10 protein-coding genes and 1 other RNA gene are annotated in these 16,335 nt (G+C 59.9%); 8 read left to right on the top strand and 3 right to left on the bottom strand.

Translation table 11 applies throughout. The features are described 5' to 3' along the window. Positions 1-37 precede the first annotated feature (37 nt). The gene (locus tag CXU21_RS08510; protein WP_180972739.1) at positions 38-910 is read right to left on the bottom strand and encodes an NAD(+)/NADH kinase; all 873 of its coding nucleotides are present in this window, start codon (positions 908-910) and stop codon (positions 38-40) included. A gap of 303 nt (positions 911-1,213) precedes the next feature. Here CXU21_RS08510 and CXU21_RS12395 point away from each other — a divergent pair, with 303 nt between their 5' ends. The 3 genes from CXU21_RS12395 to CXU21_RS08495 all read left to right on the top strand — a co-directional run bounded on the left by CXU21_RS12395 (position 1,214) and on the right by CXU21_RS08495 (position 5,827). After that, entirely contained in the window at positions 1,214-1,564 is a 351-nt protein-coding gene (locus CXU21_RS12395) for a septal ring lytic transglycosylase RlpA family protein (protein ID WP_180972738.1), read from the top strand. Between the two features lie 39 nt (positions 1,565-1,603). Beyond that, complete coding sequence (locus tag CXU21_RS08500) at positions 1,604-3,061, top strand: bifunctional metallophosphatase/5'-nucleotidase (RefSeq protein ID WP_102714961.1); 1,458 nt, start codon at positions 1,604-1,606, stop codon at positions 3,059-3,061. Positions 3,062-3,139: 78 nt separating this feature from the next. Then, positions 3,140-5,827: a DEAD/DEAH box helicase gene (locus CXU21_RS08495; protein ID WP_102725732.1), complete on the top strand. Its 2,688-nt coding sequence runs from the start codon at positions 3,140-3,142 to the stop codon at positions 5,825-5,827. Between the two features lie 64 nt (positions 5,828-5,891). Here CXU21_RS08495 and CXU21_RS08490 read toward each other — a convergent pair whose 3' ends face one another. Together CXU21_RS08490 and CXU21_RS08485 are read right to left on the bottom strand one after the other, a co-directional pair. Then, entirely contained in the window at positions 5,892-7,169 is a 1,278-nt protein-coding gene (locus CXU21_RS08490) for an MBL fold metallo-hydrolase (protein ID WP_102725731.1), read from the bottom strand. A 127-nt stretch (positions 7,170-7,296) separates the two neighbouring features. After that, positions 7,297-8,718, bottom strand: a complete 1,422-nt coding sequence (locus CXU21_RS08485) for a Gfo/Idh/MocA family protein (protein ID WP_102725730.1) — start codon at positions 8,716-8,718, stop codon at positions 7,297-7,299. Positions 8,719-8,883: 165 nt separating this feature from the next. Here CXU21_RS08485 and CXU21_RS08480 point away from each other — a divergent pair, with 165 nt between their 5' ends. The 5 genes from CXU21_RS08480 (at position 8,884) to CXU21_RS08460 (ending at position 16,296) form a co-directional block, all read left to right on the top strand. After that, the gene (locus tag CXU21_RS08480; protein ID WP_102725729.1) at positions 8,884-9,900 is read left to right on the top strand and encodes a hypothetical protein; all 1,017 of its coding nucleotides are present in this window, start codon (positions 8,884-8,886) and stop codon (positions 9,898-9,900) included. 51 nt (positions 9,901-9,951) lie between these two features. Further along, positions 9,952-10,045, top strand: an RNA gene (gene ffs, locus CXU21_RS08475) — signal recognition particle sRNA small type. A 64-nt stretch (positions 10,046-10,109) separates the two neighbouring features. Then, a complete protein-coding gene (locus CXU21_RS08470) occupies positions 10,110-11,324 on the top strand; it encodes a bifunctional folylpolyglutamate synthase/dihydrofolate synthase (RefSeq protein ID WP_180972737.1) in 1,215 nt (404 codons plus the stop codon). Positions 11,325-11,340: 16 nt separating this feature from the next. Further along, positions 11,341-13,854 (top strand): U32 family peptidase, encoded by a 2,514-nt coding sequence (locus CXU21_RS08465; protein WP_102725727.1) that lies wholly within the window; start codon positions 11,341-11,343, stop codon positions 13,852-13,854. 126 nt (positions 13,855-13,980) lie between these two features. Beyond that, positions 13,981-16,296, top strand: coding sequence for a ribonuclease R family protein (locus tag CXU21_RS08460; protein WP_180972736.1), 2,316 nt, complete (start codon positions 13,981-13,983; stop codon positions 16,294-16,296). Positions 16,297-16,335: the final 39 nt, after the last annotated feature.

The raw sequence follows: 16,335 nt of genomic DNA, 5'->3' as shown, positions 1-16,335 counted from the left end.
GGCCGCCGGACTCCCGTTTCCGGGCCCCCGTAACGTTTTACTCATCATCCGTGGGAATCTCCGCTCCCTGCCAGCGCAGCTTGGCCCTCAGGAGGGCGCCGAAGTTCTGCTTCCGGAGATGAACCAGGGAGAGGGTTTCCGGAGCTTTCCGGATCAGGAGGCTTTCCCCCACTTCAATGGGATAGGCGGAACGGCCGTCCAGGGAATAAACCATGGAGTCAAAGCGTCCGCGGCGCTCACGGGGACGCAGGCGGATGGTCATGGTATCCGGAAGCACCACGGAGCGGTTGGTCAGGCTGTGCGGACAGATGGGAGTAACGCACACCACCCGGGACATGGGCCATACCAGGGGGCCCCCCGCGGAAAGGGAATACGCCGTGGAACCGGTGGGAGTGGAGACCAGAACGCCGTCCGCATGGTAGCGGTTCAGCAGTTCCCCGTCTATCTCCGCATCCAGGTCCACCATCTTGCCGGACTGGGCGCGGATGAGGGAAACTTCATTCAGCGCCAGCTTGCGGAGAGGGCCCGGAGAGCCGTCCACCCCCATCTTGACCACCTCCAGCATGGAGCGGTCATCCGTCAGGTAGGCCCCCTCCTGGAGCGCATACGCCAGCAGAGGCAGCTCCTGCACGGAACAGGTGGTCATGAATCCCAGGCGCCCCAGGTTCACCCCCGCCAGGGGCACATGGTGCATGGCCGCCAGGGTAGAGACGGTAAGCATGGTGCCGTCCCCCCCGAAAGTCACCAGCAGACTGCACCGGGTGATGCATTGTTCCAGGGCATCAGGCGTTTCAATGACGCAGGAGCCCAGTCCGTGGCGGGCAAGCTCACGGCGCATGATGCGCAGCGCTTCCGCCAGCCCCGGTTTCTCCGCCAGCGCGACCAGGCCAATTACCTTGGAAGGATTCATGCGGGCAAGCATACTGCATTTTTCCACACCGCTCAACTGGTAAACCTCAGCGGGCGAAAGATTCCTTTCTACCCTCCCTACCCCTTAAATTTCAATTCCTGTTTCTTTTTTGTTATACAAGATTATAAACATGTGTTAAAGATAAAAAGCGTGAATTGGTCCATCCCCGTCCTGCTGCTTTTTCTGATGCCGGCCTGCTCCACCACGGAGAAGTGCGCACGGAAAACGGCCCCGTCCGTACAAGCGGCAGAGGCGCATGTAAAAAATGCTCCCTACCGGGTGCGGGGGAAAAGATATACACCCATGAGCGTAGCTGATGCCCTGAAATACAGTGAAACCGGCTATGCCTCATGGTACGGAGGGAAAGGCCGCAGCATGAAGACTTCATCCGGAGAGTACATTAATCCCCAGAGCTCCATGACAGCGGCCCACACCACCCTGCCGATGCCGTGCAAGGTGAAAGTCACCTGCCTGGCAACCGGCAAATCCGCCATCGTCCGCATCAACAACCGAGGGCCTTTTCACAGCAACCGCCTGATTGACCTCACCGCGGCCGCCGCAAGCCACATCGGCCTGCGCAGCCGCGGCGTATCCAAGGTCCGTCTGGAAGTCATTTCCGTGGGCGACGGGCCTTATGAGGTTTTCGCCCGCTAATCTCCCTCTCATCCTTTCCGCAGCTCTACTTTTCCGTCCATGATTCCGCCACGCATCATCCTTGCCGGTCTGGCCTGCCTGTGCCCGTTTTCCCTGGCCCAGAAGCTTAAGTCGGACCCCAATAAAACGCTGATCATTATTTCCACCAGCGATATTCACGGCAATCTGGACAAATTCCCCAAACTGGCCACGCTGGTAAAACAATACCGCGCCAAATACCCGCACGTCCTCCTGGTTGATTCAGGGGACTATTTCATGGGCAACCCCTACGTGGACGAATGGGAAAAACGCGGCGAACCCCTCACCATCCTGATGAACAAGCTGGGATTTGATCTGGCAACCGTCGGGAACCATGACCTGGATTACGGGCAGGAGGCCCTCCGCGACCACATCAAGGGAATGCCGCACACCAAGTTCGTCATTACCAACGTTAATCCCTCCCCCACGCTGACCAATTGTTTTTTACCCTATGCCAGCATACCTCTCAAGGGCACTCCCATTTCCGTAGGGTTCATTGGACTGGCGGACTTGCAGACCACGGACGTCCGGAGAATGGGAGGCATTTCATGGAAACTGCCGGATGAAGATGACTACAAGGGCATCATGGACAGGTTCCGCCTGCACCATAACACCATCAATGTCATCCTGAGCCACCTTGGTTATGAACACGACATGAAAATGATGAAGTATTCCCCGAATATCGACGTCATTCTGGGTGGCCATACCCATGTCATGCTTCCCAACGGCCAGCTTAGGAGCGGAACCCTGCTCAGCCACACGGGCCACAGGCTGAGCCATGCAGGCGTTACGGAAATTACCTTTTCCACGGAAAAACCGGTCTCCATCCTCTCCAAATCAACGAAGGCTGTCGGCCTGGACGAAAAGATACCCAACGACCCGGAAGTGGAAAAACTTGTGCAGCAGTTCACCGGAAACCCGCTCTTCAAGGAGCAGGTAGGCGTAGCCGGGGAAGACCTTACGCACGTCACCATAGGCACCATTTTCTGCAAGGCCATCCAGCAGGCCTCCAATTCCGACATCGCTATTTACAACCGCGGCGGCGTACGGGCCAAGAGCCATCTCTGCAAGGGCCCCATTACGATCAAGGATATTTATGAAATGGAGCCCTTCCGGGAAAAGATCGTCACCTGCTCCATGAGCAAGGCGGACATTGAACAGCTGATCCTGACCAAATTCATGTCTCCGTCAGAGGATGAGGGCGGCATTCTGGAAATTTACTGCTCCGGTTTTTCCTACCAGATCATGGACGGCGTTACGCCAAGCATCAGCAGCACCCTGAAAAACAACGTGGTCTATACCGTGGCGATGGGGGACTACCTGTGCAACAACTTCAAGTTCCCCCAGAGGGGAAATGGCAAACCGACCGGCATCAAGGTCCGCGATGCCCTGATTACCTACCTGAAACAGATCAAGGAGCTTTTCAACCCGCCGCCGCCCAAACTCCCCATCATCAAGACAAACACGTTCGCCCTGTAACGGGCACGGGCACTGCATGCCCCCGTGCGGCAGGATGGATTGAACAAGCTGCGCGGGCATGCTACACTCCCGCCAGCCATGCAGCCGGACCCCCATCACGCAGCGCCGGAAGAGGAGCGGAACTTCAGCGGATTCCGCATTCTTCCCTCCGGGGCTCTTGTGACGGATATCCCCCCCTTCGACCGCCTGTTTGAAGAAGGAACAGGAAACGGGCTGTACGCCCTGGCCGTGTCCAACTGGGAAACCGCGCCGGATCCGGCTGCTTTTTTCATCAAGAATCTGGCGCGCCAGGCGCTCACCCGCATGGCGCATGCCACCGCGGAAAGACCGGATGAGGCGGCTACCGTTCTGGACCACCTGCTGGGCACCCCGGCAGAAAGAGCAGCCCTGGCGGAGCAATTCCCTCCCGTACCGGGTGCGGAATACGTGACTCCCGGCGTCATCGCAGGCTGGCTTGAGGACTTCCGGCGGCTGGTGAACAGGGAAATCACGGTCCGCGGCATCACGCCCGCCGCCTGGCTGAACGGTCTGGGCGCCCCCTGGAACCAGATCGGCAAGGTATTCTTCCACCTGGCGGAAAACCGGGATGACGCCACGGGCTCCCGCCCCTTTGCCTTCATGGCTACCTTCGCGCATCAGAGCGCGGCGGACAACCAGGCACGCCATCTTCCCCTCTCCACCGCCCTGAAACTTCATGAAGGGAACCATACGGCCCTGCTGGCCGTGCTCCAGCCGCTGAAGGAAGCGGCGCAGGAAAGCCCCCTGCTCCAGCGCCTGCTGGATAACGGGAAGATTTATGCCCCGCTGGCCTGGAGCGCCACGGAGGCGCGGGACTTCCTTCAGGACTCTCCGGCGTATGAACGCGCGGGCATCATCGTGCGCATGGTAAACTTGTGGAAAAAGGCCCCTCCCAAATTGCAGGTGAAAGTCACGGCGGATGCTCCCGGCGGAGAAAAAACGGCCCACTCCTCCGGCCTTTCCGTCCACAGCCTGCTGAGGTTCTCCGTCTCCGCCACGCTGGGAGGCCGGGACCTGCCCCCGGAGGAACTGGAAGAACTGCTTAATAACGGGGACGGCCTGATCCGCTTCAAAGGGGAATGGGTGCGCGTGGACGCCCAAAAGGTCCGGGACCTGATGGACCGGTGGAACAAGGCCGCGCGCATGATGAGCTCCCTGGGCATCCCCCTGGTGCAGGGGCTGAGACTGCTTGTCAACGGCCCTTCCGGCCAGCTGGCGCAGCTTCCGGAACCGGATGAAGACTGCGTGATGGAACCGGGCACGGGGCTCCGGCAGGCGCTGGACATTCTGGCGGGGGAGGTTCCCTCATCCGTGCCGGCGCTTCCGCCCCATTTGAACGCACTGATGCGGCCCTACCAGAAAGAGGGCTTCTCCTTCCTGTACCGGGTCACGGAACGCGGCTTCGGCGCCTGCCTGGCGGATGATATGGGACTGGGAAAAACCCTCCAGGCCATTGCGTGGCTGGATGCCCTGCGCAGGGAAGGACGGCTGGACGGCCTCCCGGCACTGATCGTGGCTCCGGCCTCCCTCCTGTCCAACTGGAAGGAAGAAGCGGAACGCTTCGCTCCGGAACTCGCGCTGCGCATCATGCACCCCTCCGCACCGGACTCATGGCAGCCGGGAGAAAGCCCGCGCCGGGAAAACTGCCACGCCGTCATCACCACGTACGGCATGGCGGCGCGCACGCCCAGCCTGGCGGAACTGTATTTCCCCGCCATCATTCTGGATGAAGCCCAGGCCATTAAAAACGCCGGCTCCGCACGCTCCCGCGCCATCCGCGCCCTGCACGGGGAACGGCGCGCCGCCCTGTCCGGCACGCCTGTGGAAAACAACCTGAACGAGCTATGGAGCCTGATGGAATTCCTGAATCCGGGGCTGCTGGGAAACAGGAAAAGCTTTGAAGCCTTCACCCGCACCCTGGAACGCGGCTATGCCCCGCTGCGCCGCCTGGTGCGCCCTTTTATCCTGCGCAGAATGAAGACGGACCCGGCTCTGGTCCCGGACCTGCCGGACAAGACGGAGATCCCCGCCTACTGCCCTCTCACGCCGGAGCAGGCCGTCCTGTACCAGACGCAGATAGACGCCCTGCACGCCATGCTGGATGAACCGGATCCCGCCACGCGCCTCATGCTGATCCTTCCCGTACTGGCGCGCCTCAAGCAGATTTGCAACCATCCCGCCCAGTTCCAGGGCACGGACGACTACGCTCCGGAACGCTCCGGAAAGTTCCTGCGCCTTCAGGAACTGTGCGCCTCCATTGCCGCCCGGCAGGAAAAAGCCATCCTCTTCACCCAGTTCCGCTCCATCATCCCCCACCTGCATGACCTGCTCTCCTCCGTCTTCGGCCGTTCCGGACTCACGCTGCACGGGGGCACCCCCATTCCTGAACGGCAGGGCATCGTAAACGCCTTCCAGAAGGAATCCGGGCCTCCCTTCTGCATCCTGTCCCTGAAAGCCGCCGGAACCGGCTTGACGCTCACCCAGGCCTCCCACGTCATCCATGTGGACCGCTGGTGGAACCCCGCCGTGGAAAACCAGGCCACGGACCGGGCCTACCGCATCGGCCAGCACCGGAACGTGCTGGTGCACCGCCTGATCTGCCGCGGCACCATTGAGGACCGCATTGACGCCATGCTGTCGGAAAAACGCCGCATGGCGGACGACCTGTTCTCCGGAGGCCCGGAACAATGGCTCATGAACATGAGTGCGGAAGAATTAAATAACTTATTTTCCCGCTACCATTCCTGATATTTCAGCACGGAAACCGGACGGAAGTTCAGTAATTAACAGCTCTTCTCTTGAATCCCTGCGATTACCTATCCCATCCAAAACGTTGGGGACAATGAAGAAACTGTGGCTCTATTTCATAAATGAAATTAACCTGGTCCCACCTGGACTCTGTTACCAGCAGGGGAAACGCTTGTGTTTCCATAAATACATCCTCCATCACACTTCTGTCCGGATGCCCGTACTTATTAGACCTTCCGGCAGAAATAAAGCAAACCGGATTACTTTTCAGCATGCAGGGATCATAATTATGCCTGGAACCATGGTGGGGTATCTGCAACACTCCTACATGGTCGGTCAGGGGAGCACAGTATGTTTTTACTCTGGACCATTTTATCTTATCAACGGCAAAATCCCCTGTATACATGCACCCTGAATATTTGGGGTATCTATACAATTTTTCATAATAAAAATGAGTATACAGGCTGGGAGGCCAATCCACATATGCAAGCCTCCGGAAATCCGCCAGGCGGCAGCTGTCTTCTTCGCATGGACCGGAATATACCATCATTGAATGAGCGTTTATTCCACCATGCGGAAGTGCCTGATAGAATGCTTTTAATTTTTTAAAAGCACTTCTTTTTTTCAGCAACATTTTTATTTCCTCCGAATTCGCCGGAACAGGAATTTTTTCTTCATTTAAATACCCTTCCAGCTTTTCAGAAAGCTCCGCTCCATCCAGATTCACAGGTAAATAGATCCAGAAATACCCCCTTTTCCCATGAAGGCGGGGAATTCCTATACTTTCCGAATTCTCTAAAACGATCTGGTTTCCGGTTTTTAAATTATCCGGAAATTGATTAATAGGCAGGATTGATCTTTCTCTGTTTTCGAAATTTTCCCCCAGAGGACTCACGAAAATAATCCGCGGAGGCTTAGGGAGTCCGCTCACACTTTCCACCGGGTCAAGAATGAACTTGTACACAAAGGAGGTTTCCTTGAGGCCTTCAACAGCGCATTTTACCAAGGCCAGCAATTTCTCGTTACTATTGAGCAGAGGAATACAAATATTCCGTACATCATGCTCCCTCATCAAATACTCCACGCCATTGATGTGGTCGTTATCCAAATGGGAAATGAAGACAATATCTATTTTTTCATTCTTGGAAAAGACAGAATCAATTTCCCTTTGCACGTACCTGGATATTCCGTTTCCGGCTTTTCCAGTGTCGCTTCCGCAATCATAGACTACATTGTATGATTTCTTTTTGAGAGATGAAATTTCTTTAAACCGCTCTGTATAAAATCCTCCCTGACCTACAGGATGTATGGTTCGGAACAAGTATATCCTATCTTTTTCCATTTATTCTGTAATAAACGTTCAGGATTGTTTATTTCAAAAAAACCACTTCATTTCAATATTTTAATTGGATTATTGCCTATGCGTCCCTGAAAACGCGCCTTTCACTTCATCAAGACCTGGAATCCATTCAGGAAATCACGGCCAGCGGCGCCGTGGTTTTCCAGTCTCCGCGGGTAAAGTCCGGGAATTCCACGGGCATGCCGCCCTGGGCGATGGAATGGGCCGTCAGCGGCAGCAGGGAAGACCAGGCGGCGCCTTCATAAACGTTCTGGTCCATCGGTTCGCCATTCTGCAAGCATTCCACGATGCGGGAAAGCATCACGAAGTCCATGCCGCCGTGCCCGCCCATTTTCTGGGCCAGATCCCCGATGCGCTTCCAGAGCGGGTGGTCGTACTTCTCATAAATGGCGGCCAGCTTTTCCCTGCCTTCAATCCATTCATGGTAGTTGCCGTTGCCCAGCTTTTCACCGGCCACGCGGGTCGGGAAACCGGCAAGCGTTCCCTCCGTGCCCTGGATCAGGTTGGCGCGGGAATAGGGCCGGGGGGAGGTTTCATCCAACTGGACGACGATGGTGCGCCCCAGCTGCGTCTTGACGATGGCCGTGTTCATGTCCCCGCAAATGAAGGGGGTGCGGTTCCAGCGGTGGTCCGCGGGGAGGTGCTTCTTCGCGTACGCGTTGCGTCCCAGCGCGGGAGAGGCGAAGGCCGCCACCCGGCTGAAATGGTCTTCCCCGCGGGCCAGGCCCATGTACTGCGCCACCGGGCCCAGTCCGTGGGTGGGGTACAGGTTGGCGTTGATTCTGGTATGGTATTCAGGCCTCCAGGCTCCTTCCCCGCGCGTATCCCCCAGCTGCGTCACCAGGCAGTGGATGTAGGCGGCCTCCCCGTGGAGCAGCTCGCCGATGACGCCCTGCCGGACCATGTTCAGGAACATGAGTTCATCCCGCCCGTAGTTGACGTTTTCCATCATCATGCAGTGCTTCCTGGTGGCCTCGCTGGTGTCTACCAGGTTCCAGAGTTCTTCCATGGAAACGGCCAGCGGGACTTCCACAAAGGCGTGCGCGCCGTGCTTCATGCTGTCACAGGCGATTTTCGCATGCGTGCTCCAGTCCGTGCTGATGATGACGGCGTCCGGGTTCAGCTCCTTCAGCATGGTCAGGTATGCCGTGTCCCCGCCGGAATAACCCAGCGGCGTTTTTCCCATTTTGGTCAGCACGCGGTCCACGCCGCGCTTGGTCAGGTCTTCCTTTAAATCGCACACGCCCACAATTTCCACGCCGTCCATCACGCACATTTGCGCCAGGTGGGAGAATCCGCGCCCTCCCACGCCAATAAAGGCCAGCCTGATGCGGCCCAGTTTGGGGGCCTTGAAGCCCCCCATGTACATGGAGCCGGAAGGCCGCGGGGACGCCTTGGCGCCGGAGTGCCAGAGGCTGTCACCGGAAGGTATCTCCAGGGCCTGCCCGGGGAGAACGTTTCCGGCGGCAGCCGCTCCGGCCGCCAGCCCCAGGGATTTGAGAAATTGCCTGCGTGATGAAAAAATAGACATGGTTTGAAAGTATAGCTTCAAAGAACTTTACGGGCTCCTGACCGCGGATTTATCATTATTCCGCCTCCGGAGGGAAAAAGCTCCGGATGGCTGATTTTATAGTTTGCAAATTCCGGCGGAACTTCCACTATAAGTTTAACTTCTGACTCTACCCTCCTTCCACTTATGCGTTATCTCCTTCTTATCCTGTTGCTCGCCGGCGGCTATTACGGCTGGGATTATTACCAAACCGGACTCGCGCCGCAGCATGAAGCCATAAAAGCCATGGAGCAGGAGCCGTACCCGGAACTGGATGCGGCCCGGGAACGGTTTGACGAGGCGGCGGAACTTCATGAGCAGCAGGCCGCACGGCTTCAGGCGGCCATCCAGCGGAAGGAGGAGGCCATCCGCAAGTACTGGGACGCCCAGATGGAAAAGGCGGACCAGTCCGCTGCCGGGCAAAAAACGCTGCCGGCGGATAAGGGAAAGCCCAATGCGCGTTCCGTGGAAAGCCGGATAGCCCGTCTTCTGGAACAGTATGACCAGCGTTCCGCGGACGTGGAGGAACTCAAGAGCAAACTGGACACCACCCGCCAGCAGCTCGCCAGCGCCCGGGACAGGCTTCAAGAGCAGATACGCCAGGTGGAAACCCGGCTGGACATCAACCGCATCCAGCGCGCGGAAGCTTCCAACACGAAGAGCAGGGATTTCAAGGTGACGGAGAACCGGGCGGACCTGCTCAAGCTCCAGGCCAGCCTCCCGCAGGAACTGGACCGCGTCAACCGCAAGGGGGAAGCCCTGGTCCGTGAACAGACGGCAGCCTATGAGAAGGCCAAAAGGGAGCTGACCCTGTTCCAGAACAAGGTGGACCGGCAGATAGCCAGCCTGCGGGATTCCATGAACTCCCCGCTGGCGGAAGAGTATGATGAAACGGAGATTCTTTCGGAAGACCCGCAGTTCCGCACCCTGATCGCCCCTTATGACCAGGCGGTCAGCCATGAGGAAACGCTCGCCATGCGCACGGAGGCGGATGTAGAGGAGCAGGCCAAGGTCCTGCACGGGCTCCAGCGCGTCCGGGACGGAAAAATAGAAGGGGAACGGAGCCGGTTAAAGCAGGAAGAAGAGATTTTCTTCACCGCGGCAGCCGTCATCGGCGTGGTTCTGCTCATCTCCATTCTGCTCTCTTTCAGCAAAAGGAGATGATCTCTTTGATGGTTGACAGTGCGCGGCAAACCTAGTTTACTGTGTGAGCCGCCGGGAACCCGTGGAGGCACGACTGGCAAACCCCGCCAGGACCGAGAGGTAGCAACGGTAGCTTGTTCGTGTTTGCCGCGTCCGTTCCCGGCGGTATTTTATTAATGCCCCGCCATACCGGGATTGAACCGGGGCCTTCTCATGGTAGAATACCGCCCATGAACGTGTCCGCCGCCCTTGACTGGCTTTTCTCCACTCAATTCTTCGGGATCAAGCTGGGGCTTGAGAATACAGAAAAGCTGCTGGCGGCAGCCGGGGCGGACCGCCCGGAGGCCACGGTGGTGCACGTAGCAGGGACCAATGGCAAAGGCTCCACCTGCGCCATGATTGAGGCCCTGGCCAGGGCGCAGGGATACGTAACCGGCCTGTTCACGTCCCCCCATCTGGTGGAGTTTTCAGAACGCATCCGCGTGAACGGGAACATGATTTCCCCGGAGGCGCTGGCGGAGGAGATCACCTTCCTGAAAGAATTGGCGGAAGCCTGGGAACAGCCGCCCACCTTCTTTGAACTGGCGCTTGCCGTTGCCCTCCGCCACTTCCGCAAAAGCGGCGTGAACTTCATCATTCTGGAAACGGGCCTGGGCGGCAGGCTGGACGCCACAAATGCCGTTCCCAAGGACATCGCCGTGCTGGCCCCCATCGGGCTGGACCACCAGCAGTACCTGGGGGACACGCTGGCGCAGATTGCCGCGGAGAAGGCGGCCATCATCGCCCCCGGCAAGCCGGCCGTCACCGCCGCCCAGCACCCGGAAGCCATGGCCGTTATTGAACAGACGGCGCGGGAGCGCCATTCCCCCCTCACAGTCGCCCGGATGAGTCGGGAAACGCCCCGGCCTTCCCTGCCCGGAGCCCATCAGCGGGAAAACGCCGCCCTGGCGCTGGAAACCATGAAGCAGCTCCATGCCCTCTCCTCCCCGGCGGACGCCGGAGCGGCCCTGGCCGGCGTACGGTGGCCCGGACGGTTTGAACGCCTGGCCTCTCCCGCGCTTGTCCTGGACGGAGCTCATAATGAACATGCCGCTCGCGTGCTGGCGGCCACCTGGCGGGAAGAATTCCCCGGGAAAAAGGCGGCCCTGGTTTTTGCCGCCTCCGCGGACAAGCACATCCGGGACATGATTCCCGTTTTACGGGAAATTGCCGGAGAATGGCACCTGGTGCCGTGCACCTCCCCCCGCATCATGCCGCCGGAAGAACTGTCCGTCCTGCTGGCTGAACTGGAAACGGGGCCCGTATTCATCCATTCCTCCCTTCCGGAGGGGCTGCATGCAGCCCTGGCCTCCCCCCTGCCGGCCCTGGCGGCAGGCTCCCTGTTCCTGCTGGGGGATTTGAAAGCCCTGCTCCTCCACGCGGAAAAACGCAGCACCGTTCAATAACCTCTTCTTCCTTCCCGTGACTCCTGACGACGACATCACCCTTTCCTCCCTCCGGCCCGGAGACCTGCGCCCGGAATTGCTCTCCCCCGCCGGGGACATGGAGTGCGCCCGCGCCGCCGTAGCCAATGGCGCGGACGCCATCTATTTTGGCCTGGACCGCTTCAACGCGCGCCTGCGCGCCGACAATTTCACGCTGGATTCCCTTCCGGAGCTGATGCGCTTCCTCCACGCTCACGGCGTGAAGGGGTACGTGACGATGAACACGCTCATCTTCACCTCGGAACTGAAGGACGCCCTGGATTACCTGGGCCACCTGAATGCCGCCGGAGTGGACGGCGTCATTGTGCAGGACATCGGGCTGGCACGCTGCCTGACGGAATGGGGCAGGCAGGATGCCGCCATGAAGCTGGAGCTGCACGCCTCCACCCAGATGACGCTCACCTCCCCCGCCGGGCTGGACTTCGCCTCCGGCTTTCTGGACCTGAAACAGGCCGTGCTGGCGCGGGAGTTGAGCCTGAAGGAGATTGGGGAATGCACGCGCCATACGGACATCCCTCTTGAGGTGTTTGTGCACGGGGCGCTCTGTGTGGCCTACTCCGGCCAGTGCCTCACGTCGGAAAGCCTGGGCCAGCGCAGCGCCAACCGGGGGGAATGCGCGCAGGCCTGCCGCCTGCCGTATACCCTGATTGTGAACGGAAAGCAGGTCCCTCTGGGGGAAAAGCGCTACCTGCTCAGCCCGCAGGACCTGTGCGCCATTGACCGCATTCCGGACCTGGTCCGCCTGGGCGTGAAGAGTTACAAGATAGAGGGACGCCTGAAAAGCCCGGAATATGTTGCCGCGGTGACAGCGGCCTACAGGAAGGCCCTGGATGCCGCCTGCGCCGGATTGCCCGTGGACGGCATGGTTACCGCACGGGACCGCTATGCACTGGAAATGGTATTTTCACGCGGCTTTTCCACAGGCTGGCTGGACGGCACGGACCACCCGCGCCTGACCCATGGACGCCACGGCAAAAAGCGCGGCGCTTATGCGGGCGTCATTGTGGATAGCGGCCAGGGCTGGCTGGACATCAGGCCGGAAGGAGAGGTGCCGCTCGCGCCCGGAGACGGCTTTGTCATTGATGCAGGGGAAGACCGGAATGAAGAACAGGGGGGCCGCATCTGGAAGGTGCAGAGAAACCGCCTTTTCTTCCACGGAAAAGCTTCCCGCATTGACTGGAACCGGGTAAAGCCGGGGCAGAAGCTCTGGAAAACGGATGATCCGGCCCTGAATGCAGAGCTGAAGAAGATGCGGGAGCACCTGCCGGAAGCGGCCACCCCCCTTCATTTGACCTGCACGGGAGCCGCCGGAGAACCCCTTACGGTTTCATGCCCGGAATACGGGTGTTCCGTGCAGTCCGCCCAGCCCCTTCAAACGGCGGAGAAACGCCCGCTGACTCCTGAAACGCTGGAGCAGCAGCTCGGCAGGCTGGGGGGCACGGGGTTCCGCCTGGCTTCCTGTGAATGCCGCCTGCCGCAGGGGCTGATGCTCCCGCTGAGCGTTCTCAACCAGACGCGCCGCGCGCTGGTGGAACGGATTCAGGCCGTCCGGCAGGAGAAGGCGGCATCCGCTCCCCCTCCCCGCCTTCCGGCGCCGTTCGCCCTTCCCGCGCTCCCGACGGGAACCGCCGCTCCGGATACGTCCCCGCTCCTGTCCGTGCTGTGCCGCAGAGTGGAACAGATACCCGCCGCGCTGGATTCCGGCGCGGACGCCGTGTACCTGGACTTTGAAGACATCCGGGATTATGCGGCAGGGGTGGAAGCCGTGCGGAAAAATGAAAAGGACGCTCCCGTTTTCCTGGCGACGCCCCGCATCCAGAAACCGTCGGAAACAGGCTATTTCAAGCTCATGGAACGGGCGGAGCCGGACGGCGTCCTCATCCGCAACCTGGGCGCGGCCCAGTACTTCCGCTATTCCCCCCTGCGCCGCATCGGAGACTTTCCCCTGAACGTCGCCAATCCTTACAGCGCGGCCATCCTGAAGGAACAGGGGAATCTGGAATGCCTCACCATCTCCTATGACCTGAATGCCGGGCAGGTGGCGGACTTGCTCCGCAGCGCCCCGCCGGAATGGTTTGAGCTGACCCTGCACCAGCATATGCCCATGTTCCACATGGAGCATTGCGTATTCTGCACCTTCCTTTCCGGCGGCACTAGTTATAAGAATTGCGGCCGCCCCTGCGAGCAATACCGGGTGCAGCTGCGGGACCGCGTGGGGCAGCTCCATCCCCTGCTGGCGGATGCAGGCTGCCGGAATACGCTGTTCAACGGACGCGCCCAGACGGGAGCCGGCTTTTTCCGGGACTTCCGCCGCCTGGGCCTTTCCCGCTTCCGCGTGGAGCTGCTGGATGATTCCCCGGACAAGACGCGCCTGCTGGTTTCCTGCTACCGGGGGCTTCTGGACGGCTCCTGCACGGCGGCGCGGCTCATCCGGGAACTGGACGTTGCGGAACAGCTGGGTACTACGGAAGGCACGCTCCGGCCCAGATGACGCAGGGAGGCGCCGGAAAAGGAGGCACGGGCAAAAATGCACCGCCCGCGCCTTGAAGCCGCGCAAAAACCGCTTTATTATGGCTTCAATGGGAATGGAAGAGACCTTTCCCGGAACTTCCGCAAGATGAATACCTCCCTGAAAGACCGCCTGATCCGTCACATGGAAGACGGACATTACGAACCCCAGAGCAAGTCTGAGCTGGCACGCTCCCTGAATGTAGATTCCCGGCAGAAACAGGACTTCCGCGCCCTGGTGGACCAGTTGGAAGAGGAAGGCAGGCTTGTGCGCCTGCAAAAAGGAAGGTACGCCCTGAAGCGGGAACCCCGGAACCTGGTGCACGGCATGATCCGCATCCTGCGTTCCGGGAAGATTCTTTTTATCCCCAAAAAGGAAGACCCCGCCGCCGCGGCCATGGGCTGGGACCTGGAGGCCATTCCGGAACTGGAACTGAAGCCCAACCATCTGGGAACCGCCCTGGACGGGGACCGGGTAGCCGTGCGTGTGGAACGCAAGGCGTCCAAGGCACGCCGGAACGACCGCCGGGACCGCTTTGCCAGGCCGGATACGGGCATGAAAGCCCGCGTGGAGGAAGTGACGGAACGCGCCCGCTCACGCTGGCTGGGGGTTTTCCGCGCCGGAAAGAATAAATTGGGCCGCGTGCTGGGGGACGGCATTGGCTCCCCGGAATATATTGAACTGGTGGAAAAACCCGCCATGGAGGTGCTCCCGGGCCAACTGGTTTCCGTGGAGCCTGTGTCCCGCGGAGAAGAAAAGAAGGCCCCGCGCGGAAAAATCGTGGAGGTGCTCGGTTACCCGGATGATCCCCATGTGGACATGGAATCCGTCATCAGGAAGTATGACCTGCCTGTGGAATTCCCCGCCGCCGTCCTCCGGGAACTGGAAAACCTCCCCAAAGACCCTTCTTCCGGGGAACTTGCCCGCCGGGAGGACTGGACGGACCGCACCGTCATCACCATTGACCCCGCGAGCGCCAAGGATTTTGATGACGCCATTTCCATCAAGGCCACTCCGCAGGGCTGGACGCTGGCCGTCCATATTGCGGATGTCTCCCACTTCGTGAAGCCCGGCAGCGCGCTGGATGAAGAAGCCCTGCGCCGCGGCAATTCCACTTACCTGCCGGACCGCGTTCTCCCCATGCTGCCTCCCCGCCTTTCCGACGATTTGTGCAGCCTGCGCCCGGACGTCGTCCGCCTGACGAAGGTGTGTGAAATGAAGTTTGATAAAAAGGGCAAGCTGCTCGGCTCCCGTTTTGCGGACGCCTACATCCGCAGCAAGGCGCGCCTGACCTACCAGGAGGCCTTCACCATGATGAAGGGGCATGACAAGGGGGAAATTCCCTCCATGGTCCGGGAAGCCTGGAAGCTCGCCTCCATCCTGCGCCGCAACCGTTATGCCAAGGGAGCCCTGGACCTGGACTTTCCGGAAGTGCGCGCCGTCATGGACAAGGACGGCCGCGTGACGGACATCATCACGGAAGAGTATGACGAGAGCCACCAGCTTATTGAAGAATGCATGCTGGCGGCCAATGGGGCCGTGGCCCTGACGCTGAAGAACAAGAACCGCCCCACCATCTACCGCGTCCATGAAGAGCCGGACTCCGCCAAGCTGTTCGAGTTCGGCCAGCTATGCAAACTATACGGGCACCCCGTCCATGACATCAGCCAGCGGCAGTACCTGAATGAACTGATGAAATCCATCAAGGGTTCTCCGGACGAACAGCTCCTCAAGCTGGCCCTGCTGAAAAGCCTGATGCGGGCCAGGTACGATACGGAGCCCCTGGGCCATTACGGCCTGGCTACCCCCAATTACTGCCATTTCACCAGCCCCATCCGCCGTTATGCGGACCTGGTGGTGCACCGTTCCCTGGATCCCCTGCTGGCCAATCCCCCCAAGGGCGCCAAAGGCCCCGGCAGCGTGAGCAGGCTGGAGGAAGATGCAGAGCACATTTCCGAGACGGAGCGCACCTCAGCCAGTGCGGAAAAGGACGCCAACCGGATGAAACTCTTTGAATGGCTGGAAGGCCAGTGCTTCGCGGACCATCCGGAAGTGCACGAGGCCCTGATTACGGAAGCGCGCCACTTCGGCGTGATGCTGGAAATCCCCCGCCTCCAGATCAAGGGACTGATCAAGCCCGACCAGCTTCCCGGCGGCCGCTGGGTGTATGAGGCCTTTGCCAACCGCTGGAAGAATGATCACGGTTCCGTGCTGTGCGCGGGGCTGCGCGTTCCCGTCATCCCCGTGAAAGTGGACCGGGACCAGCAGTGGGCTGATTTCACCATCGCCTCCCGCGGTGAACGAGGGAAGCCGGAAAAGACGGCCGCCTCAGGCAAAAGGGAAAACCGCTCCACCGGGCACAAGCGCCGCCCCCGCCAGGCGCGCAAGGGAGACGCAGCGGAAACGCGCCGGAAAGGTCACTAACCGCGGTTCTCCTTGCAGGAGAATCATCTCCGGGCTTTT

This window comes from Akkermansia muciniphila (assembly GCF_002884975.1).
Taxonomy (GTDB): domain Bacteria; phylum Verrucomicrobiota; class Verrucomicrobiia; order Verrucomicrobiales; family Akkermansiaceae; genus Akkermansia; species Akkermansia muciniphila_C.
This window is presented reverse-complemented; position numbering and strand designations above follow the sequence as displayed.

Bases quoted from the DNA above. Each gene is read 5' to 3' on its own strand.
- CXU21_RS08470 (WP_180972737.1), top strand. From the start codon at position 10,110: ATGAACGTGTCCGCCGCCCTTGACTGGCTTTTCTCCACTCAATTCTTC.
- CXU21_RS08460 (WP_180972736.1), top strand. From the start codon at position 13,981: ATGAATACCTCCCTGAAAGACCGCCTGATCCGTCACATGGAAGACGGA.
- CXU21_RS12395 (WP_180972738.1), top strand. From the start codon at position 1,214: ATGAGCGTAGCTGATGCCCTGAAATACAGTGAAACCGGCTATGCCTCA.
- CXU21_RS08500 (WP_102714961.1), top strand. From the start codon at position 1,604: ATGATTCCGCCACGCATCATCCTTGCCGGTCTGGCCTGCCTGTGCCCG.
- CXU21_RS08485 (WP_102725730.1), bottom strand. From the start codon at position 8,718: ATGTCTATTTTTTCATCACGCAGGCAATTTCTCAAATCCCTGGGGCTG.
- CXU21_RS08480 (WP_102725729.1), top strand. From the start codon at position 8,884: ATGCGTTATCTCCTTCTTATCCTGTTGCTCGCCGGCGGCTATTACGGC.
- CXU21_RS08510 (WP_180972739.1), bottom strand. From the start codon at position 910: ATGAATCCTTCCAAGGTAATTGGCCTGGTCGCGCTGGCGGAGAAACCG.
- CXU21_RS08495 (WP_102725732.1), top strand. From the start codon at position 3,140: ATGCAGCCGGACCCCCATCACGCAGCGCCGGAAGAGGAGCGGAACTTC.
- CXU21_RS08490 (WP_102725731.1), bottom strand. From the start codon at position 7,169: ATGGAAAAAGATAGGATATACTTGTTCCGAACCATACATCCTGTAGGT.